This window comes from Thauera butanivorans NBRC 103042 (assembly GCF_001591165.1).
GTDB lineage: Bacteria > Pseudomonadota > Gammaproteobacteria > Burkholderiales > Rhodocyclaceae > Thauera > Thauera butanivorans.
The window spans coordinates 42,060-62,807 of record NZ_BCUG01000029.1 but is presented as its reverse complement, the minus strand read 5'-3'; the positions used below and the strand labels follow the sequence as shown (position 1 = coordinate 62,807).

The window sequence follows — 20,748 nt, the reverse complement described above, 5'->3', positions numbered from 1 at the left end:
ACCCATCCAGGCCAGGAGTGGGGACACAGCCGCCCGATCATTCCGCCGTCTGCACCGGCAGGCCTTCGGCCCAGGCGTTGCGGGCGCGCCGGGCACGATTAAAGACGGTTTCTAGCGCATCGCCGTCGCCCGCCGCGAGCATCTGCCGCAGGCTGGCCAGTTCGCCGAGATAGGCATCCAGTTCGGCGAGCAGCGCCACCCGGTTGGCGACGCAGATGTCGCGCCACATTTCCGGATGGCTGCCGGCGATGCGGGTGAAGTCGCGGAAACCGCTGGCCGCATGCGAAAACAGCAGTTCCGCGTTGTCGCGCCGCGCCAGGTCGTCCACCAGGCCGAAGGCGAGCAGATGCGGCAGATGGCTGACGGCGGCGAACACGCTGTCGTGGTCCCGCGGCGTCATGTCGACCACGCTGGCGCCGCAGGCCTGCCAGGCCGCCCGCACCAGTTCGACCGCATCGGCCCGGCTGTCGGGAAGCGGCGTCAGCACGACCTTGCGCTTGACGTAGAGATCGGCGAAGGCGGCATCGACGCCGCTCTTCTCCGCGCCTGCGATCGGGTGTGCCGGCACGATCTGCGGCAGCTGCGCGCCGAGGTGGCGATGGATGGCTTCGATCACGTCGCGCTTGGTGCTGCCGGCGTCGGTGACCACCGTCCCGGCGCCCAGGTGCGGCGCCATCGCCGCCATGATCGCATCCATCTGCCCCACCGGCGCGGCAAGCAGCACCAGATCGGCACCGGCCAGCGCCGTGGCCCAGTCACCGGCAATCTCGTCGATGACGCCCAGTTCCAGCGCACGCTCCAGTGGTTCGCGCCGCCGGCCGATGCCGACGATGCGGCCGACCACCCCCGCGCGCCGCAGGCCGAGCGCGAACGAACCGCCGATCAGGCCGACGCCGCAGATGACGAGCTTGCCGATCAGCGGCGAGGTCTCGCGGCCTTCCATCAGGCCAGCGCCTGCTTCAGCGCGGCGATGAAGCGGGCGTTCTCTTCCGGCAGGCCGATCGACACCCGCAGCCAGTGCGGCATGCCGTAGCCGGCGATCGGGCGCACGATCACGCCCTGCCGCAGCAGCGCACGATCGACTCCGGCGGCGTCGCCGACCTTGAAGGTGACGAAGTTGCCGGCCGACGGAATCCACTCCAGCCCCAGCGCGACGAAGGCGTCGGTGAGTTGCTGCATGCCGCGCCGGTTCAGTTCGGCCGACTGCTCGATGAACTCCTCGTCGTCCAGCGCCGCCCCGGCTGCCGCCAGTGCGACGCTGGAGACGTTGAAGGGCTGGCGCACCCGGTTCATCAGGTCCGCCACTTCGGCATGCGCGACGCCATAGCCCACCCGCAGGCCGGCGAGGCCGTAGGCCTTGGAGAAGGTGCGCGACACCAGCAGGTTGGGAAAGCGCTCGATCCAGGCGATGGCGTCATAGCGCTGCGCCGGCGCCAGGTATTCGGTATAGGCCTCGTCGAGCACCACCAGCACGTCCTGCGGCACTTGGTGCAGGAACGCCTCGATGTCCCCACCCGGCAGGAAAGTGCCGGTCGGATTGTTCGGATTCGCGATGAAGGCGATGCGGGTATCGGGCGAGATCGCCGCCGCCATCGCATCCAGGTCATGGCCGAAGTTCCTCGCCGGCACTTCGACGCCGCGCGCGCCGCGCGCCTGCGTCGCCAGCGGATAGACGGCAAAGGCATGCTGGGCATACACCGCCGAACAGCCGGGGCGGAGGAAAGCCTGGGTAGCGATCTCGAGGACGTCGTTGGAACCGTTGCCGATCACCAGTTGCTCGGGCTTCACGCCGAGCTTGCGGCACAGCGCCGCCTTCAATGCGAAGGCGCCGCCGTCCGGGTAGCGCGCCAGATCGGCCAGCGCCATGCGTGCGGCATCGCGGGCGCGCGTGCTCATCCCCAGCGGATTCTCGTTCGATGCGAGCTTGACGATGCTCGATTCGGCAAGCCCCATCTCCCGCGCCAGTTCGGAGATCGGCTTGCCCGGCTGGTAGGGCATGATGGCACGGATGTGGTCCGGGGCACGGCTTGCTACACTCATGGCTGTCTCCTTGATGGCACGTGGCCTCGTTCGTCGAATGCTCGGGCGGATTCAGAGTGTCAGATGGCGGCGATCGGATAGGAGCCGAGCACCTTCAGGAATGCAGCGCGATCGGCCAGTTCGGCGAGCGCGGCGGCGACCTCGGCATCTTCGCGGTGGCCGTTAATGTCGGCGTAGAAGACGTATTCCCACAGGCCTGACTGCGCCGGGCGCGACTGCAGCTTGGTCATGTCCACACCGTGGCGCGCGAGCGGTTCCAGCAAGGCATGGATCGCCCCCGGACGGTTCGGCGCCGAGAACACCAGCGAGGTGCGGTCGCTGCCCGACGGCCCGGCGTCGTGGCTGGCGATGACGAGGAAGCGCGTGGTGTTGTTGGGATCGTCTTCGATGTTGGGCGCGAGGATGTTCAGGCCGTACAGCTTGGCCGCCGCCTCGCCCGCGATCGCGCAGGACTCGGCATCCTCCGCCGCCAGCCGCGCCGCCTCGGCGTTGCTCGCCACCGGGATGCGCGGCAGGTGAGGCAGGTTGCGGTTGAGCCATTCGTGGCACTGCGCCAGCGACTGCGCATGCGAATACAGGCGCTTGGCGGCGCCGATGCCGTCGGCACGCGACATCAGTTGCTGATGGATGCGCAGCCTGACTTCGCCGCAGACCTTGACCGGGCTCGCCAGCAGCAGGTCGAGCGTGATATTGACCGCACCCTCGGTCGAATTCTCGACCGGCACGACGCCGTAATCGACGTTGCCGGCCTCGACCGCGCGGAACACGTCCTCGATCGTCGCCATCGGCATGAAACCGGGCGCGGAACCGAACTGCTTGCGGCTGGCGCTTTCGGAAAAAGTGCCGGCTGGGCCGAGGTAGGCGACGCGCTGCGGATGCTCCAGCCCCAGGCAGGCCGACATGATCTCGCGGAACACGGTCTTCACCGCATCCGCCGGCAGCGGCCCCGGATTCAGCTCCGCCAGGCGGCGCAGCACCTGGGCTTCGCGCTCGGGCCGGTAGAAAGGGGGCTTGCCCTGCTTCACTTCACCCACGCGTTGCGCGCAGCGCGCACGCTCGGACAGGCGGGCGAGGATTTCCTCGTCGAGGCGGTCGATTTCGTTGCGCAGCTTCAGCAGTTCGTCGCTCATGCTCGGTCCTTCGGTTCAAGCCTTGCGCGCGGCAAAGTCGCGCATGAAGTCCACCAGCGCCTGCACGCCCGCCAGCGGCATCGCGTTGTAGATCGACGCGCGCATGCCGCCGACCGACTTGTGGCCCTTCAACTGCGTCAGGCCCGCAGCCTTCGATTCGGCTAGGAAAGCGTCGTTGAGCGATTCGTCCTTCAGGAAGAAAGGCACGTTCATGCGCGAACGGCAGGCCGGATCGACGCGATTCTCATAGAAACCGCTGCCGTCGAGGAAGCCGTACAGCAGCTTCGCCTTGGCGACGTTGCGCGCCTCCAGCGCGGCCACGCCGCCAAGGCGCTTGATCCACTGGAACACCAGGCCGGCGATGTAGATGCCGTAGGTCGGCGGCGTGTTGTACATCGACGCGTTCTCGGCCACGATCCTGAAGTCGAACGCGGCCGGGCAATGCGGCATCGCGCGGCCGAGCAGGTCCTCGCGCACGATGACGATGGTCAGGCCGGCCGGGCCGATGTTCTTCTGCGCACCACCGAAGATCAGGCCGTATTTCGACACGTCGATGACGCGCGACAGGATGTGCGAAGACATGTCGGCGACGACCGGCACTTCGCCGCGGCCGATCCGGGCCAGATCCGGCTCGAAGGGATATTCGACGCCGCCGATGGTCTCGTTGGTGCAGGTGAAGAGGTAGGCCGGATCGGCCGACAGCTTCCAGTCCGCCATCGGCGGCACGGTGGTGAAGTCGCTCGCCTCGGAAGTGGCGGCGATATTCACCTCGGCGTACTTGCGCGCCTCCTTCTGCGACTTCTGCGACCAGGCGCCGGTGACGACGTAGTCGGCGACGCGCTTGCCGCCGATCAGGTTCATCGGGATGATCGCATTCGCCGCGATCGCCCCGCCCTGCATGAACAGGATGCGGTAATCGGCCGGCACCGCCAGCAGTTCGCGCAGATCGGCCTCGGCCTGCACGGCGATCGAGGTGAACTCCTTGCCGCGATGGCTCATCTCCATCACGCCCATGCCCGAACCCTGCCAGTCGAGCATCTCGTCGGCGGCCTGGCGCAGCACTTCCTCGGGCAGCGCGGCCGGGCCGGCGCTGAAGTTCCACACCCGGCTCATCAGGCATCTCCCTGTTGGTCGGCCGCGGGCGCTTCGCCCTGGCCGTCGTTGCCGTCCTGCGCAGTGTCGTCGGCAGGCTCCCCGGCTGCGGCAGCCCCGCCTTCGTCTTCCGCGCGCATGCTTTCGTCGGACTCGGACTCCGCCACTTTCTCGATGCTGGCGAGGAAAGTGCCGTCGTCGAGGTTGATCAGGGTCACGCCCTGGGTGGAACGGCCCATCTCGCGGATGCTCTCGACGCCGGTGCGGATCAGCACGCCGCCGGTCGAGATCAGCATCACCTCGTCGCCCGGCTCGACCAGCACCGCGCCGACCAGCTTGCCGTTGCGGTCGGAGGTCTGGATCGCGATCATGCCCTTGGTGCCGCGGCCGTGGCGGGTGTATTCGGCCACCGGCGTGCGCTTGCCGTAGCCGTTCTCGGTCGCGGTCAGCACCGACTGCGACTCGTCCTTGGCCACCAGCATCGCGATCACCGCCTGGCCGTCCTCCAGCATCATGCCGCGCACGCCGCGGGCCTCGCGGCCCATCGGCCGCACGTCGGTCTCGGCGAAACGCACCGCCTTGCCGGCATCGGAGAACAGCATCACGTCGCATTCACCGTCGGTGATGGCAACGCCGATCAGGTGGTCGCCGTCATCCAGATTCACCGCGATGATGCCGGCCTTGCGCGGGTTGGAGAAGGCGGTCAGCGCGGTCTTCTTGACCGTGCCCTCGGAAGTCGCCATGAACACGAAGTGCTCCTCGTCGAACTCCTTGATCGGCAGCACGGCGGTGATCTTCTCGCCTTCGACCAGCGGGAACAGATTGACGATCGGCTTGCCGCGCGAGTTGCGCGTGCCTTCGGGCACTTCGTACACCTTCAGCCAGTAGCAGCGGCCGCGGCTGGAGAAGCACAGCACGGTGTCGTGGGTGTTGGCGACGAAGAGATGGTCGATGAAGTCCTCGTCCTTCATCGAGGTCGCCTGCTTGCCGCGGCCGCCGCGGCGCTGGGCGCGGTAGTCGGCCAGCGGCTGGCGCTTGAAGTAGCCGGTGTGCGACAGGGTGACGACCATGTCTTCCGGCGTGATCAGGTCCTCGATGTTGATCTCGGCGGTGTTCATCACCAGTTCCGAGCGGCGCGGATCGCCGAACTGGTTGCGGATCGCGCTCAGCTCCTCGACGATGATCGCGGTGATGCGCTCGGGACGGGCGAGGATGTCGAGCAGGTCGGTGATGATGTCCATCACTTCGCGGTACTCGCCGACGATCTTGTCCTGCTCCAGCCCGGTCAGGCGTTGCAGGCGCAGCTCCAGGATGGCCTGGGCCTGGGCTTCGGACAGCCGGTAGCCCTGTGCCGACAGGCCGAACTGCGGGTCCAGCCCTTCCGGCCGGTAGCTGTCGGCCATCGCCCGCGACAGCATCTCCTCGACCAGCGGCGAGCGCCAGGTGCGTTCCATCAGGCCGCGCTTGGCATCGGCCGGCGTCGGCGCGGCCTTGATCAGGGCGATGATCTCGTCGACGTTGGACAGCGCCACCGCCAGGCCTTCGAGGATGTGGCCGCGGTCGCGCGCCTTGCGCAGTTCGAAGATGGTGCGGCGGGTGACGACCTCGCGGCGGTGCTCGAGGAAGCACACCAGCATCTGCTTCAGGTTCAGCAGGCGCGGCTTGCCGTCGACCAGCGCCACCATGTTCATGCCGAAGCTGTCCTGCAGCTGGGTGTGCTTGAACAGCTTGTTCAGCACCACCTCGGGCATCTCGCCGCGCTTGAGCTCGACCACCAGGCGCATGCCGGACTTGTCGGACTCGTCGCGGATCTCGCTGATGCCCTCGATCTTCTTTTCGTTGACCAGTTCGGCCATGCGCTCCTGCAGCGTGCGCTTGTTGACCTGGTAGGGCAGCTCGTCGACGACGATGGCCTGGCGGTCGGTCTTGCCGATCGGTTCGAAGTGGGTGCGCGCGCGCATGATCACGCGGCCGCGGCCGGTGCGGTAGCCCTCATGCACGCCGTGCAGGCCGTAGATCAGGCCGGCAGTCGGGAAGTCGGGCGCCTTGACGATGTCGATCAGCGCCTCGATGTCGGTGTCCGGCTCTTCCAGCAGCTTCAGGCAGGCATCGACGATCTCGCCCAGATTGTGCGGCGGGATGTTGGTCGCCATGCCGACCGCGATGCCGCTCGAACCGTTGATCAGCAGGTTGGGGATGCGCGCCGGCATGACCAGCGGCTCCTTCTCCGAGCCGTCGTAGTTGGGGCCGAAGTCGACCGTTTCCTTGTCGATGTCGGCCAGCAGTTCGTGGCCGATGCGCGCCATGCGGATTTCGGTGTAACGCATCGCCGCGGCGTTGTCGCCGTCGACCGAACCGAAGTTGCCCTGGCCGTCGACCAGCATGTAGCGCAGCGAGAAATCCTGCGCCATGCGCACGATGGTGTCGTACACCGCGGTGTCGCCGTGCGGATGGTATTTACCGATGACGTCACCGACGATGCGCGCGGACTTCTTGTAGGCACGGTTCCAGTCGTTGGACAGTTCGTGCATCGCGAACAGCACACGGCGATGCACAGGCTTGAGGCCGTCACGCGCATCGGGGAGTGCGCGGCCCACGATCACGCTCATCGCGTAGTCGAGGTAGGAGTGCCGCATCTCCTCTTCGAGGCTGATCGGCAGGGTTTCCTTGGCGAACTGGGTCATGCTCGAAGGCGGCGAAAGCCGCGTGAATCAAAACGGTCAATGCTACCACGAGAGCCCTGCCCTACAGCCGCAGACGACTCCAAAGGAAGCACGCTTCCGTCAGGGAGACAACGAGCAAAGGCGCGAAGAAGGCGCGCCTGAAGGGCACGCAGCAGAGATCGTCCGCGCAGCCGGGTCATGACAGGACGATGCCTGCCACATGCATTTCATCAGCAGCGAGAGGAGGGCCACGCACTCTTCCCCATGCTGCGATGCCACCGGAACCCGGTCAGGCTCCAGTGGCCGATGGGCGATCAGAGCTTCAGTTGAGCTTCAGCTCACCCTTCATCACTGCCCAGTGGCCCGGGAAGGAGCAGAAATAGGTGTACTTCTCACCGGCCGCGAGCTTGGATACGTCGAAGGTGACCGAGTCGGTTTCGCCGCCACCGATCAGCTTGGTGTGGGCGATGATGCGGGCATCGCCATCGACGAGGTAGTCCTTGGCCGGGCCGGCCTTGGCGCTGTCGGCAGCCAGGTCCTTGACGTCGGCATCCTTCGCCAGCACCCAGTTGTGGCCCATGGCAGCCTTGGCCAGCTTGCCGGTGTGCTTCAGCGTGAGGGTGAACTCCTTGCAGCTCTTGTCGACCACGATCTCCTTGATATTGAACTGCATCATGTCGTTGCCTTCGATGGTGGCCTCGCAGGCAGCCCAGGCCGGCGCGACGGCAGCGGACAGCAGAACGCAGGCGGCAACTTTCTTCAGTTTCATCGATATCTCCCATGGTTTCCTGACGAGCAGGAAAAAACTCAACTGCAACGATGACACAGGCAAACGCCGGGCATCACGTGGAATTCCGGAATGGTGAAGACCCGTTGAACCGGCCATCTCCAACTCGGAACGCGAACCAGTTCCGGACAGGCTATTGTGCGCCAGCGCGCAGCCTGCCGCAATGGCTGCTTCTTCACCAAAGGTTTCCTCTTGAAATCGAATCGCCCGCCCCAACATGCCGGCCAGGAACAGCCATCAACAGGGAGCAAGAACCCATGCAGGACCTGAGCCAGAATCCAAACGCCATTCCGGAAACCGGACAGCAGGCCGCTCCCGCAGCGGCCGCGCAGGACACCGAAGAGAACAAGCCGGACACCCTGCCCAGCCTGGAAGAGAGCCTGCGCCAGGCCGAACTGAAGGCCGCCGAGCATCATGACGCCTGGCTGCGCGCCAAGGCCGAGACCGAGAACGTCCGCCGCCGCGCGCAGGAGGACATCGTCAAGGCCGGCAAGTTCGCCGCCGAGAAGTTCGCCAGCGCGATGCTGCCGGTCAAGGACAGCCTCGAAGCCGCACTCGCGGTGGAAAACCAGACCCTCGAGAATCTGCGCGAAGGCGTCGAACTGACGCTGAAGCAACTCGTCGCCGCCTTCGAAGGCGCCAACCTGGCGGAAGAGAATCCGCTCGGCCAGAAGTTCGACCCGAACAAGCACCAGGCGATCAGCACCGTCGAGGCGGATGCCGAACCCAACACCGTCGTCACCGTGCTGCAGAAGGGCTACCTGCTCAACGAACGCGTCATCCGCCCGGCGCTGGTGATGGTCGCCAAGGCGAAGGAACAGTAAGGGCGGCCGAACCAGCGAGCAATCTGCACGCGGCGGCTTGAAACGCTGCCGCACCACCCCATATTCGAACCAGACCGGACGGCGGCGCCGCTCCGCCAGCACATTCAGAAAACAAAGTCAGAAGACAAAGGAACTTTCATGGGCAAGATCATCGGCATCGACCTCGGCACCACCAACAGCTGCGTTTCCGTGATGGAAGGCGGCAAGCCGAAGGTCATCGAGAACTCCGAAGGCGCGCGCACCACCCCGTCGGTGGTCGCCTACGCCGAAGACGGCGAAATCCTGTGTGGTGCGCCGGCCAAGCGCCAGGCCGTCACCAACGCCAAGAACACCCTGTTCGCGATCAAGCGCCTGATCGGCCGCCGCTTCGAAGAGAAGGAAGTGCAGAAGGACATCGACCTGATGCCCTTCACCATCACCAAGGCCGACAACGGCGACGCCTGGGTCGAGGTGCGCGGCAAGAAGATCGCGCCGCCGCAGGTGTCGGCCGAAGTGCTGCGCAAGATGAAGAAGACCGCCGAGGACTATCTCGGCGAGGAAGTGACCGAAGCCGTCATCACCGTGCCGGCCTACTTCAACGACAGCCAGCGCCAGGCCACCAAGGACGCCGGCCGCATCGCCGGCCTGGAAGTCAAGCGCATCATCAACGAGCCGACCGCGGCCGCGCTCGCCTTCGGCATGGACAAGAAGCCGGGCGACTCCAAGATCGCGGTGTATGACCTCGGCGGCGGCACCTTCGACATCTCGATCATCGAGATCGCCGACCTCGACGGCGAGCACCAGTTCGAAGTGCTGGCGACCAACGGCGACACCTTCCTCGGCGGCGAGGACTTCGACCAGCGCCTGATCGACTACATCGTCACCGAGTTCAAGAAGGATCAGGGCGTCGACCTCAAGAACGACGTGCTCGCGCTGCAGCGCCTGAAGGAAGCGGCCGAGAAGGCCAAGATCGAGCTGTCCTCCGGCCAGCAGACCGAAGTCAACCTGCCCTACATCACTGCCGACGCCTCCGGGCCGAAGCACCTGGCGGTCAAGATCACCCGCGCCAAGTTCGAGGCACTGGTCGAAGACTTGGTCGAGCGCTCGATCGAGCCCTGCCGCGTGGCGCTGAAGGATGCCGGCCTGAAGGTCTCCGACATCGACGACGTGATCCTGGTCGGCGGCCAGACCCGCATGCCGATGGTGCAGGAGAAGGTCAAGGCGTTTTTCGGCAAGGAGCCGCGCAAGGACGTGAACCCGGACGAAGCCGTGGCCGTGGGCGCCTCCATCCAGGGCGGCGTGCTGCAGGGCGAGGTCAAGGACGTGCTGCTGCTCGACGTCACCCCGCTGTCGCTCGGCATCGAAACCCTGGGCGGCGTGATGACCAAGCTGATCCAGAAGAACACCACGATCCCGACCAAGGCCTCGCAGGTGTTCTCCACCGCCGACGACAACCAGAGCGCGGTGACCATCCACGTGCTGCAGGGTGAGCGCGAGATGGCTTCCGGCAACAAGAGCCTGGGCCAGTTCAACCTGTCCGACATCCCGCCGGCGCCGCGCGGCATGCCGCAGATCGAGGTCACCTTCGACATCGACGCCAACGGTATCCTGCACGTGTCGGCCAAGGACAAGGCCACCGGCAAGGAGAACAAGATCAAGATCCAGGCCAACTCCGGCCTGTCGGACGAGGAAGTCGAACGCATGGTGCGCGACGCCGAGGCCCATGCCGAGGAAGACAAGAAGGCGCACGAACTGGTCGATGCCCGCAATCAGTGCGACGCGCTGGTGCATTCGACGCGCAAGGCCCTGGGCGAGTACGGCGACAAGCTGCCCGACGACGAGAAGGCCAGGATCGAAGCCGCGATCAAGGATGCCGAAGAGGCGATCAAGGGCTCCGACAAGGACAGCATCGAAGCCAAGAGCCAGGCCCTGGCGATGGCCGCACAGAAGCTGGGCGAGCAGATGTATGCCCAGGCCCAGGCCGAGGGCGGTGATCAGGCTGGCGCCGGCACCCAGTCGTCCGGCAGCAAGGCCGACGACGCCGACGTGGTGGATGCCGAATTCACCGAAGTGAAGGACAAGAAGTAATCGTCACTCTGGCGAATCCTTCTCGGCCGAGCCCCGCCGGAGCCCTGCTCCGGCGCCGGCTCGGCCTTTGCGTGATACCAGACTGAGCGAAGCAACATGTCCAAAAGGGATTACTACGACGTTCTCGGCGTCAATCGCGATGCCGGCGACGACGAGATCAAGAAGGCCTACCGCAAGCTGGCCATGAAGTACCATCCGGACCGCAATCCGGACAACAAGGAAGCCGAGGAGAAGTTCAAGGAGGCCAAGGAGGCCTACGAGATGCTCTCCGACCCGCAGAAGAAGGCCGCCTACGACCGCTACGGCCATGCCGGCGTCGACCAATCGATGGGAGGCGGCCAGGGCTTCGAAGGCGGCTTCGCCGATGCCTTCGGCGACATCTTCGGCGACCTGTTCGGCGGCGGCCGCGGCGGGCGCTCGAACGTCTATCGCGGCGCCGATCTGCGCTACAACCTCGAGATCACGCTCGAGGAAGCCGCGCGCGGTGCCGAGAAGACGATCCGCATCCCCACCGTCGAGGAATGCGGCACCTGCCACGGCAGCGGCGCCAAGCCCGGCACCCAGCCCAAGACCTGTCCCACCTGCAACGGCCACGGCCAGGTACGGGTGCAGCAGGGCTTCTTCTCGATCCAGCAGACCTGCCCGAAGTGCCACGGCAGCGGCAAGATCATCCCCGACCCCTGCCGCGACTGCGGCGGCGCCGGCCGGGTCAAGAAGCACAAGACACTGGAAGTGAAGATTCCCGCCGGCATCGACGAAGGCATGCGCCTGCGCCACGGCGGCCACGGCGAACCGGGCGTCAATGGCGGCCCGCCGGGCGATCTCTACGTCGAGATCCACATCCGCAAGCACGCGGTGTTCGAGCGCGACCACGACGACCTGCACTGCGAGATGCCGCTGAGCTTCACCACCGCGGCGCTGGGCGGCGAAATCGAGATCCCGACGCTGGAAGGCATGGCCCGCCTGAAGATCCCGGCCGAGACGCAGAGCGGCAAGGTCTTCCGCCTGCGCGGCAAGGGCATCAAGAACGTGCGCAGCCACGTGCATGGCGACCTGCTCTGCCACGTCGTGGTCGAGACGCCGGTCAGGCTCACCGAACGCCAGAAGGAACTGCTGCGCGAATTCGAGGAGATTTCCAGCGGCAACGCCGACCGCCACAACCCGAAGGCCAAGTCCTGGATGGACAAGGTGAAGGACTTCTTTGGTACTTGAACCCTGGCGGCGCGCAGCGCCGCCTGTCCAGGCATGAAAATGACCCGCCATCACTCCGATGGCGGGCCATTTTTTTCATCATCGGGGCCCTTCCGCCCCGACGAGGCACCGCTCAGGCGCGGCGCCAGGTCGTGCCGCCCGCGCCGTCCTCCAGCACGACGCCGGCTTCGGCCAGTTCGGCACGGATGCGGTCGGCTTCGGCGTAGTCCCTGTTCTTCTTCGCCGCGGCACGCGCAGCAATCCGTGCTTCGATCGCCGCAGCGTCGAGCCCGCCGGCATCCGGCGTACCCGCCTGCAGGAAAGCCACCGGATCGCGCTGCAGCAGGCCGAGCACGGCGCCCAGCGCCTTCAGTTGCCGCGCCAGCCCCGGCGACGCGCTGCGATTGACCTCGTTGGCCAGTTCGAACAGCACCGCCATCGCTTCGGCCGTGTTGAAGTCGTCGTCCATCGCCGCGCGGAAGCGCCTCGCATGAGCTTCGTTCCAATCGACTTCGCCCTCGCCTTCGGCCGGCACGTTCTTCAATGCGGTGTAGAGCCGCGTCAGCGCGCTGCGCGCATCCTCGAGGTGCGCATCCGAGTAGTTCAGCGCGCTGCGATAGTGGGCGCGCAGGATGAAGAAGCGCACCACTTCGGCGTCGTACTGCTGCAGCACTTCGCGGATGGTGAAGAAATTGCCGAGCGACTTCGACATCTTCTCGTCGTCGACACGCACGAAGCCGTTGTGCATCCAGTAATTGACGAAGGCGTGGCCGTGCGCGCCTTCGGACTGGGCGATCTCGTTCTCGTGGTGCGGGAACTGCAGGTCCATGCCGCCGCCGTGGATGTCGAAATGGTCGCCGAGCAGTTCTGAACTCATCGCCGAGCATTCGATGTGCCAGCCCGGACGGCCGGCACCCCAGGGCGAATCCCACTTCACCTCGCCCGGCTCCTCGGCCTTGGCATGCTTCCACAGCACGAAATCGAGCGGATCGTTCTTGTCCTGGGCGACATCCACCCGCTCGCCGGCACGCAGCTCGTCGAGCGACTTGCCCGACAGCTTGCCGTAGCCGTCGAACTTGCGCACCGCGTAGCAGACGTCGCGGTTGGCGGCGACGTAGGCCAGGCCTTTCTGCTCGAGGCGCGAGATCAGGCTCTGCATCTGGACGACGTAGTCGGTGGCGCGCGGCTCGTGGTCCGGGCGCAGCACGCCGAGGGCGTCGGCGTCCTCGTGCATCGCGGCGATGAAGCGGTCGGTCAACTGGCGGATCGACTCGCCGTTCTCCTGCGCCCGGCGGATGATCTTGTCGTCGATGTCGGTGATGTTGCGCACGTAGTTCACATCCAGCCCGCTGGCCCGCAGCCAGCGCGCCACCATGTCGAACACCACCATCACGCGCGCATGGCCGAGGTGACAGAAGTCATACACCGTCATGCCGCACACGTACATGCGGACCTTGCCGGGCTCGATCGGGGTGAAGACTTCCTTGCTGCGCGTCAGGGTGTTGTAGATGGAAAGCATCGGCGAATGGAAAAACGGTGGGGAAGATCGGTTGAAAACCGGTTCGTCGGCGGCGCAATTGTGAGGGGGGGGTGCTTGTTGCTAGAATCCCGCGTCACCCAGGCGCCGGGCCGGCAGTCGAAGGCCGCAAATATACCACGGCCGCAATGCCTGCCATTTTCCCGGCCGCCACGACGTCCGCCGCCCATCCGGCCACCACGGCCGCGCACCGGAGATTCCATGAAAAAGCACCTGATCGCCTTTGCCGCGCTGGCATCGACCGCCCTGACCAGCCTCGGCGCCCTTGCCGCCAACCCCATGGTCGAGCTCAAGACCAACCAGGGCGAGATCGTCGTCGAAGTCTTCGCCGACAAGGCACCCAAGTCCGCCGAGAACTTCGTCCAGTACGTCAAGGACGGCTTCTACGACGGCACCGTGTTCCACCGCGTCATCGACGGCTTCATGGTCCAGGGCGGCGGCTTCGATGCCGACCTGAAACAGAAGAGCACCCGCGCGCCGATCGAGAACGAAGCCAAGAACGGCCTCAAGAACGAGCGCGGCACGCTGGCGATGGCCCGCACCGCCGATCCGCATTCGGCCAGCGCACAGTTCTTCATCAACCTGGTGCCCAACACCTTCCTCGACTATCCCTCGCGCGACGGCTGGGGCTACGCGGTGTTCGGCAAGGTCGTCAAGGGCATGGACGTGGTCGACAAGATCGCCAAGGTGCAGACCGCCAACCGCGGCTTCCACCAGAACGTGCCCGTCGAGGCGGTCGTCATCGAGAGCGCGAGCGTGCTCGAGAACGCAGCGCCGAAGAAAGCGGGCAAGTAAGCACGCCTGCATCCCCAACAGCTTTCCCCAGGAGAACAGCACATGGCAGTCAAGCTGCATACCAACCACGGCGTCATCACCCTCGAACTCGACGCCGACAAGGCGCCGCAGACGGTGGCCAACTTCATCGCCTACGTCGAGGCCGGCCACTACGACAACACCATCTTCCACCGCGTCATCGACGGCTTCATGATCCAGGGCGGCGGCTTCACCCCGGGCATGGACCAGAAGCCGACCGGCGAGCAGATCAAGAACGAAGCCGACAACGGCCTCAAGAACGAGCGCGGCACCATCGCCATGGCCCGCACCCAGGCGCCGCACTCGGCCACCGCCCAGTTCTTCATCAACGTCGCCGACAACGACTTCCTGAACTTCCGCTCGCCCGACCCGCAAGGCTGGGGCTACTGCGTGTTCGGCAAGGTCAGCGAAGGCATGGACGTGGTCGACGCGATCCGCAAGGTCAAGACCGGCTCCAGCGGCTTCCACCAGGACGTGCCGAAGGAAGACGTGATCATCGAACGCGCCGAAGTGGTCTGAAACCCGCGTCCGATCCCTACTGTCGTTTGACACCCCTGGCCGGACGTCCGGCCAGGACGAGACCGGCCCGTGCGACTACTCTTCATCTCCGATCTTCATCTATCGGAAGATCATCCGGAAACCGTGGCAGCCTTTCTCGCGTTTCTGGCCGGGCCGGCGCGCGAAGCCCGGGCACTCTACATTCTCGGCGACCTGTTCGAATACTGGGCCGGCGACGATGACGGCGACGCACCGCTCAACCGCGACATCGCCAGCGCATTGGCCGCCACTGCCCGCGCCGGCACCGCGATCCATTTCATGCCAGGCAACCGCGACTTCCTGCTCGGCGCCGACTACGCCGCCCGCGCCGGCATGGACATCCTGCCCGACCCATGGCTGCTCCAGACCGGCGACAGCCGGCTGCTACTCAGCCACGGCGACATCCTCTGCACCGACGATGCCGCCTATCAGGCCTACCGTGCCCAGGTGCGCGATCCGGCTTGGCAGGCCGCCTTCCTCGCCCGGCCACTGAGCGAGCGCAAGGCGCTGATCGACAACCTGCGCCGGCTCAGCACCGCCGAAAACGCCCGGAAGTCGATGGAGATCATGGACGTCAATGCCGATGCAGTCGCCGCGCTGCTGCGCGCGCACCACTACCCGACCTTGATCCACGGTCACACCCATCGTCCAGCGCACCACCGCATCCAGATCGACGGCCATGCCTGCTCGCGCCATGTGCTCGCCGACTGGCACGGCTCGGCGCCTCATCTGGCCTTCGACGGCCAGCAGCTCAGCACCAGCGAATACCACCCGAGTTGAAGGAAACGTCACCCATGTTCCGTTTCATCGCCATCTTCGTCGCGCTGCTCGTCGGGCTGTTTGCACTGGAGCTGACCAAGCCGGTGCAGGAGGCTCTGGTCACGCCCTGGACTTTCCTGCTCGCCAGAATCAGCGCCACACTGGTGTCCTTCTTCGATCCCGGCGTGATCGCGTACGACAAGGTGCTGATGCACGCCACTTCCGGCATCGGCGTGTCGATCGAAGCGGGCTGCAACGGCATCGAAGCCTGCATCATCCTGAGCGCTGCCATCCTCGCCTACCCGGCCGGCTGGAGAATTCGGCTCATCGGCATCGTCGCCGGCTTTGCCGCCATCCAGGCAGTCAACATCCTCCGGGTCATCACCCTGTTCTACCTCGCCGCCTGGAACCACGAAGCTTTCGAATTCGCCCACCTCTATCTGTGGCAGGCACTCATCATGCTCGACGTGCTGATCGTCTGGCTGATCTGGGTACGCCAGGTCGCCCGTAGCGAAGCCTCCCGGGAGCTTGCCCTTGCCTAGTCCGTTCAGCATCATCGGCGGGCTCTTCGTCCGCGCCCTGTTGTGGCTCGGCGTGCTGCTGAGCATCTGGTACTGGCAACGTGAGGTTTTCGCCCTGCCCGCAAGCTGGCTGGCCGGCCATGCAATGGAGTTCTTCTTTCCGTCCTGGGTGGCAGGCGTCGAGCAGGAAGGCAACATGGTGGTGCTGCTCACCCGCATCACGATCTTCGCCGAGGATGGCCGCATGGGCACGCTGACGCCGGAAGTCCGCGCCCTGACCTATTGCTACGGCCCACCCCTGTTCCTGGCCCTGCTGCTGGCGTCCCGCGCCAAAGGCATCTGGTGGAAATTCCCCGTCGGCCTGCTCGCCATGCTGCCCTTCCAGGCCTGGGGAATCAGCTTCGACTGGCTCGTCGACGTCGCCGTGCACATGGCGAACCTGACCTCCTCCGTCACCCGCTTCACCCCGCTCCACGCCAATCTGTTCGGCCTGGCATACCAGCTCGGCTTCCTGCTCTTCCCCACGCTGATCCCCTTCCTGCTCTGGGTCTATCTGGAACGTGGATTCGTCGCCACGGTGGCGGTGGATGGCGCAATGGCCGGAATGCTGGAAAAGAATGCTCCGGCGAATCCTTAGGCGAGGCGCAAGTAGCAAGAACGAGCATGGAAGCCGGACGCCAGCCGTTTGATGCCGCCGTGTGGTGCGGATGCAGGACTTGCCATGCCCCCCGAGTGCCGCACACGGCTCGAGCGCCGGCGACTGGCGGCCTGTAAACGAGCCAACGGCTCCGCAACACGGAGCCGTTGGCAGGCATTGGTGCAGAAGGCTGGCGTTCAGCCGCCCAGCCCCCGCGCCAGATCCGCCTTGAGATCCTCCACGGCTTCCAGTCCCACCGCAACGCGCAGCAGGCCGTCGCCGATGCCGGCCGCGGCGCGTGCTTCCGCCGTGATGCGGCCGTGCGTGGTCGTCGCCGGGTGAGTGATCGTCGTCTTGGTGTCGCCGAGGTTGGCGGTGATCGAGATCAGCCGGGTCGAATCGACCACTTTCCATGCCGCCTCGCGCCCGCCCTTGACGTCGAAGCTGACGATGGCGCCGCCGGACTTCTGCTGGCGCATCGCCAGTTCGTGCTGCGGATGCGAAGGCAGGCCGGGGTAATACACGCGGGCCACGCCGGGCTGGGTCTCGAGCCAGCGGGCCAGTTCCAGCGCCGCGGCCGACTGCGCTTCCATGCGGATGCGCAGGGTTTCCAGGCCCTTGAAGATCACCCAGGCGTTGAAGGGCGACAGGGTCGGCCCTGCCGTGCGCAGGAAGCGGAACACTTCTTCGGTGATCGCCTTCCGGCCCGCCACTGCGCCGCCCAGCACGCGGCCCTGGCCGTCCAGGTACTTGGTCGCCGAATGCACGACCACGTCCGCGCCGAGCTCCAGCGGACGCTGCAAGGCCGGCGTACAGAAGCAGTTGTCCACCGCCAGCAGTGCGCCGGCCTGGTGGGCGATCTCCGCCACCGCAGCGATGTCGACCACTTCGGTCAGCGGATTGGACGGCGTCTCGATGAAGAACAGGCGGGTGCGCGGCCTCACTGCCTTGCGGTAGGCATCGAGATCGGTCGCCGCCACGAAGCTGGTTTCGATGCCGAACTTCGACAGGATGCCGCCGAACAACTGCTGGGTGGCGCCGAACAGGCCGTTGGAGGCAACGATGTGATCGCCGGCCTGCAAGGTCGCCATCGCCAGCGACAGGATCGCCGACATGCCGGACGCCGTCGCCACGCAGGCTTCGGCGCCTTCGAGCGCGGCGAGCCGCGTCTGCATCGCGGTCACGGTCGGGTTCGAGAAACGGGCATAGACGTTGCCCTCCTCCTCGCCGGAAAAACGCGCCGCCGCCTGCGCCGCATTCTCGAACACGAAGCTCGAGGTCAGGTACATCGCTTCGCCGTGTTCGCCGAACTGGCTGCGTTCGATACCGGAGCGGATTGCCAGCGTGTCCGGATGAAGGGGAAGATCGTCAGGGAGCGTCATCGCAGTTCGCAGAGGATATCGGTTCAGTTGTCGGAGCCGGAAGCGAGGTTGAGGTCGAGCTGGCCGCCCTCGTCGTCGTGGAGGTCGACCTTGGCGGGCTTGTCCTCGCCGCGCTGGTTCTCGACGCCGTTCAGGTATTCGGCGGTGATGTCGCCGGTCACGTAGCAGCCGTCGAAGCAGGACGTCTCGAAGAAGCTGAGCGCGGGATTCAGCGCACGCACCGAAGCCTTCAGATCGTCGAGATCCTGATAGATCAGGCCGTCGGCGCCGATCTCGCGGCAGATTTCCTCCTCGGTGCGATCCGATGCGATCAGTTCGCCGCGCGTCGGCATGTCGATGCCATAGACGTTGGCATGGCGCACCGGCGGCGCCGCCGAGGCGAGATAAACCTTCCGCGCGCCGGCTTCCCGCGCCATGTTGACGATCTCCTTGCTGGTCGTGCCGCGCACGATGGAGTCGTCGACCAGCAGCACGCTCTTGCCCCTGAACTCCTGATGGATGGTGTTCAGCTTCTGGCGCACCGACTTCTTGCGCGTCGCCTGTCCCGGCATGATGAAGGTCCGGCCGATGTAGCGGTTCTTGACGAAGCCTTCGCGGTAGGGCAGCCCCAGGCGCTCGGCCATCTGCATCGCCGACGGCCGGCTGGAGTCCGGAATCGGGATCACGACGTCGATATCGACGTGCGGCATCGTGCGCTTCATCTTGTCGGCGAGGTACTCGCCCATCTTCATGCGCGACTCGTACACCGACACGCCGTCGATGATCGAATCCGGCCGCGCCAGATAGACGAACTCGAACATGCACGGCGCCTGCACGGTCTGCTCGGCGCACTGGCGACTGTGGAAGTTGCCTTCGGTGTCGATCAGCACCGCCTCGCCCGGCGCGACGTCGCGCAGCAGCTTGAAGCCGAGCACGTCGAGCGCCACCGACTCGGACGCCACCAGCCATTCGGTGCCGGCCTCGGCCTCGTTGCGGCCGATCACCATCGGGCGGATGCCGTAGGGGTCGCGGAAGGCGAGCAGGCCGTAGCCGGAGATCATCACCACCACGCCATAGGCGCCGCGACAGCGGCGATGGACGCCGGCCACGGCACGGAACACAGCCTCCTCGTCGAGCTTCAACCCATTACAGGCCGCCTGCAGCTCATGCGCCAGCACGTTCAGCAGCACTTCGGAATCGCTGCTGGTGTTGATGTGGCGGAGATCGGACAGGAAGATCTCGCGCTTGAGCGCATCGGAATTCGTCAGGTTGCCGTTGTGCGCCAGCAGCAGGCCGAAGGGCGAATTGACGTAGAAGGGCTGTGCTTCCGAGGCGTTGTAGGCTGAGCCGGCCGTCGGATAGCGGACGTGGCCGATGCCCCAGTTGCCTTCGAGGTTGCGCATGTTGCGCGTGCGGAACACGTCGCGCACCAGGCCCGAGCCCTTGTGCATGTGGAATCGCCCGCCTTCGGCGGTGGCGATGCCTGCCGCATCCTGCCCGCGGTGCTGCAGCACCTGAAGACCGTCGTACAGAAGCTGGTTGACTGGGGAGGTCGCGACGACTCCGAGAATTCCGCACATGAGGATTTCGCCTATCTGAATCGAATCTTGTCGGCCACCACTTCGGGCAGCCAGGGTTTGGCGGCAAGAACCGCCGTTTCCAACGGTGGCGAGAACAAGGCCTGCGTCCACCAGGGTTCACGGGACAGACCGGCGAGGCCGCCGATCAGCACGACCACCAGCGCCACCAGCAGGCCACGCGCGATGCCGAACAGCGCGCCGAAGAAGCGGTCGGTCGCCCCCAGGCCCGCGGCATGCAGCAGCTGGCGCAGCAGGTAGCGGACGAGCGCAGTCAGGATCAGCACCCCGAGGACGACCAGCGCACCGCCGGCCACCTGCCGCCACAAGGGTTCGGCGATGAGCCCGGCAAAGACCCGGGCCGCCTGTTCGTTATAGCGCCAGGCGGCAAAAAGCGCGAGCACCCAGGCCATCACGGCCATGACCTCGCTGACCAGGCCGCGCCACATGCCCACTGCCGCGGACAAGGCCAGGATGCCGAGGAACACGTAGTCGAATACCGTCATGCGGAAACCGTCAGCGCGGCGTGATCACGGTACTGAAACCCAGCGCCCGCAGTTGCTCGGCCGTCTTGTCGGCGGCGCTCCTGCCGGTGATGGGGCCGACGCGCACGCGCGTGACGTTGCCAGCCTTCTCGGTATAGGCGGCAAATCCCTGCTTCTTGAGATCGGCAGCAATGCGCGAGGCCCTGGCGGCGTCGCCGAAGGCACCGATCTGCAGGATGAAGCTTTCGCCCTTCGGCGTCTGGGCCTTCGGCACTTCGCGGCCTTCGATCGCGGCGCGCGCGCGCGCGGCTTCGGCCGCCTCATCGGCAGCGGAGCGTGCGGGTGCGGGCTTGGGCGTTTCGGGTTTCGTCGCAGCGGGCTTCGCGGGAGGAGTCGGTGCTCCGGCGGCCGGCGCCTCGGGCTTCGCCGGCACAGGCGGCGGCGCGTCGACGGTGGGAGGCGGGGATGGCGGCGCCTGCTCCTCGGGCGAGGGCGTGGTTGCGGGCACCGGATCTTCCGCAGCCGCATTCGGGCGGACCTGGCCGGCAGGTGCGTCGCGGTCCGGAATCGTGATCTGGATGTCGCCGCTGACCGGATGCGGCTCCTGCTCCATCATCATCGGCAGGATGATCGCCGCCAGCAGCGCAAGTGCGATCGCGCCCACCAGCCGGCGCCGGGCGCGTTTCTTGATGTCGAGGTTTTCTGCGTCGCTCACGAAACGATCTCG

General features: G+C 66.0%; 19 protein-coding genes. 8 read left to right on the top strand and 11 right to left on the bottom strand.

Annotated elements, in window-relative coordinates; genetic code table 11:
* Positions 1–37 precede the first annotated feature (37 nt).
* The 6 genes from TBU01S_RS13000 to azu form a co-directional block, all read right to left on the bottom strand.
* Positions 38–943, bottom strand: a complete 906-nt coding sequence (locus TBU01S_RS13000; RefSeq protein ID WP_068637054.1) for a prephenate dehydrogenase — start codon at positions 941–943, stop codon at positions 38–40.
* On the bottom strand, positions 943–2,040 hold the full coding sequence (hisC, locus tag TBU01S_RS12995; RefSeq protein ID WP_068637053.1) for a histidinol-phosphate transaminase: 1,098 nt from the start codon (positions 2,038–2,040) through the stop codon (positions 943–945). The genes TBU01S_RS13000 and hisC overlap by 1 nt, the downstream gene beginning before the upstream one ends.
* A gap of 59 nt (positions 2,041–2,099) precedes the next feature.
* A complete protein-coding gene (gene pheA, locus TBU01S_RS12990) occupies positions 2,100–3,170 on the bottom strand; it encodes a prephenate dehydratase (RefSeq protein ID WP_068637052.1) in 1,071 nt (356 codons plus the stop codon).
* A gap of 15 nt (positions 3,171–3,185) precedes the next feature.
* Complete coding sequence (serC, locus tag TBU01S_RS12985; protein ID WP_068637051.1) at positions 3,186–4,283, bottom strand: 3-phosphoserine/phosphohydroxythreonine transaminase; 1,098 nt, start codon at positions 4,281–4,283, stop codon at positions 3,186–3,188.
* Positions 4,283–6,946 (bottom strand): DNA gyrase subunit A, encoded by a 2,664-nt coding sequence (gene gyrA, locus TBU01S_RS12980; RefSeq protein ID WP_068637050.1) that lies wholly within the window; start codon positions 6,944–6,946, stop codon positions 4,283–4,285. The genes serC and gyrA overlap by 1 nt, the downstream gene beginning before the upstream one ends.
* 301 nt (positions 6,947–7,247) lie before the next feature.
* Complete coding sequence (gene azu / locus TBU01S_RS12975; RefSeq protein ID WP_068637049.1) at positions 7,248–7,694, bottom strand: azurin; 447 nt, start codon at positions 7,692–7,694, stop codon at positions 7,248–7,250.
* A gap of 275 nt (positions 7,695–7,969) precedes the next feature.
* Here azu and grpE point away from each other — a divergent pair, with 275 nt between their 5' ends.
* The 3 genes from grpE to dnaJ all read left to right on the top strand — a co-directional run bounded on the left by grpE (position 7,970) and on the right by dnaJ (position 11,815).
* Positions 7,970–8,536: a nucleotide exchange factor GrpE gene (gene grpE / locus TBU01S_RS12970; RefSeq protein ID WP_068637048.1), complete on the top strand. Its 567-nt coding sequence runs from the start codon at positions 7,970–7,972 to the stop codon at positions 8,534–8,536.
* Positions 8,537–8,674: 138 nt separating this feature from the next.
* Positions 8,675–10,603, top strand: a complete 1,929-nt coding sequence (dnaK, locus tag TBU01S_RS12965; RefSeq protein ID WP_068637047.1) for a molecular chaperone DnaK — start codon at positions 8,675–8,677, stop codon at positions 10,601–10,603.
* A gap of 96 nt (positions 10,604–10,699) precedes the next feature.
* Positions 10,700–11,815, top strand: a complete 1,116-nt coding sequence (dnaJ, locus tag TBU01S_RS12960; protein ID WP_068637046.1) for a molecular chaperone DnaJ — start codon at positions 10,700–10,702, stop codon at positions 11,813–11,815.
* 112 nt (positions 11,816–11,927) lie between these two features.
* On the opposite strand, the gene cysS is transcribed toward dnaJ, so the two are convergent.
* A complete protein-coding gene (cysS, locus tag TBU01S_RS12955; protein WP_068637045.1) occupies positions 11,928–13,313 on the bottom strand; it encodes a cysteine--tRNA ligase in 1,386 nt (461 codons plus the stop codon).
* A gap of 219 nt (positions 13,314–13,532) precedes the next feature.
* On the opposite strand from cysS, the gene TBU01S_RS12950 reads away from it, so the two are divergent.
* The 5 genes from TBU01S_RS12950 (at position 13,533) to TBU01S_RS12930 (ending at position 16,598) form a co-directional block, all read left to right on the top strand.
* Positions 13,533–14,126: a peptidylprolyl isomerase gene (locus TBU01S_RS12950; protein ID WP_068637044.1), complete on the top strand. Its 594-nt coding sequence runs from the start codon at positions 13,533–13,535 to the stop codon at positions 14,124–14,126.
* 42 nt (positions 14,127–14,168) lie between these two features.
* Complete coding sequence (locus tag TBU01S_RS12945) at positions 14,169–14,663, top strand: peptidylprolyl isomerase (protein ID WP_068637043.1); 495 nt, start codon at positions 14,169–14,171, stop codon at positions 14,661–14,663.
* Between the two features lie 69 nt (positions 14,664–14,732).
* Complete coding sequence (locus TBU01S_RS12940; protein ID WP_068637042.1) at positions 14,733–15,461, top strand: UDP-2,3-diacylglucosamine diphosphatase; 729 nt, start codon at positions 14,733–14,735, stop codon at positions 15,459–15,461.
* A gap of 14 nt (positions 15,462–15,475) precedes the next feature.
* A complete protein-coding gene (gene xrtH, locus TBU01S_RS12935; RefSeq protein ID WP_068637041.1) occupies positions 15,476–15,982 on the top strand; it encodes an exosortase H in 507 nt (168 codons plus the stop codon).
* Complete coding sequence (locus tag TBU01S_RS12930; protein ID WP_068637040.1) at positions 15,975–16,598, top strand: exosortase H-associated membrane protein; 624 nt, start codon at positions 15,975–15,977, stop codon at positions 16,596–16,598. The genes xrtH and TBU01S_RS12930 overlap by 8 nt, the downstream gene beginning before the upstream one ends.
* A 197-nt stretch (positions 16,599–16,795) precedes the next feature.
* Here the strand turns inward: TBU01S_RS12930 and TBU01S_RS12925 are convergent, their stop codons facing one another.
* From TBU01S_RS12925 to TBU01S_RS12910, 4 genes are read right to left on the bottom strand one after another with little or no spacing between them, the layout of a single operon-like run.
* Positions 16,796–17,980 (bottom strand): O-succinylhomoserine sulfhydrylase, encoded by a 1,185-nt coding sequence (locus TBU01S_RS12925; RefSeq protein ID WP_068637039.1) that lies wholly within the window; start codon positions 17,978–17,980, stop codon positions 16,796–16,798.
* A gap of 23 nt (positions 17,981–18,003) precedes the next feature.
* Positions 18,004–19,539, bottom strand: coding sequence for an amidophosphoribosyltransferase (gene purF / locus TBU01S_RS12920; protein ID WP_068637038.1), 1,536 nt, complete (start codon positions 19,537–19,539; stop codon positions 18,004–18,006).
* Between the two features lie 11 nt (positions 19,540–19,550).
* Positions 19,551–20,042, bottom strand: coding sequence for a CvpA family protein (locus TBU01S_RS12915; RefSeq protein WP_068637037.1), 492 nt, complete (start codon positions 20,040–20,042; stop codon positions 19,551–19,553).
* A gap of 10 nt (positions 20,043–20,052) precedes the next feature.
* On the bottom strand, positions 20,053–20,736 hold the full coding sequence (locus TBU01S_RS12910; protein ID WP_068637036.1) for an SPOR domain-containing protein: 684 nt from the start codon (positions 20,734–20,736) through the stop codon (positions 20,053–20,055).
* Positions 20,737–20,748 lie beyond the last annotated feature (12 nt).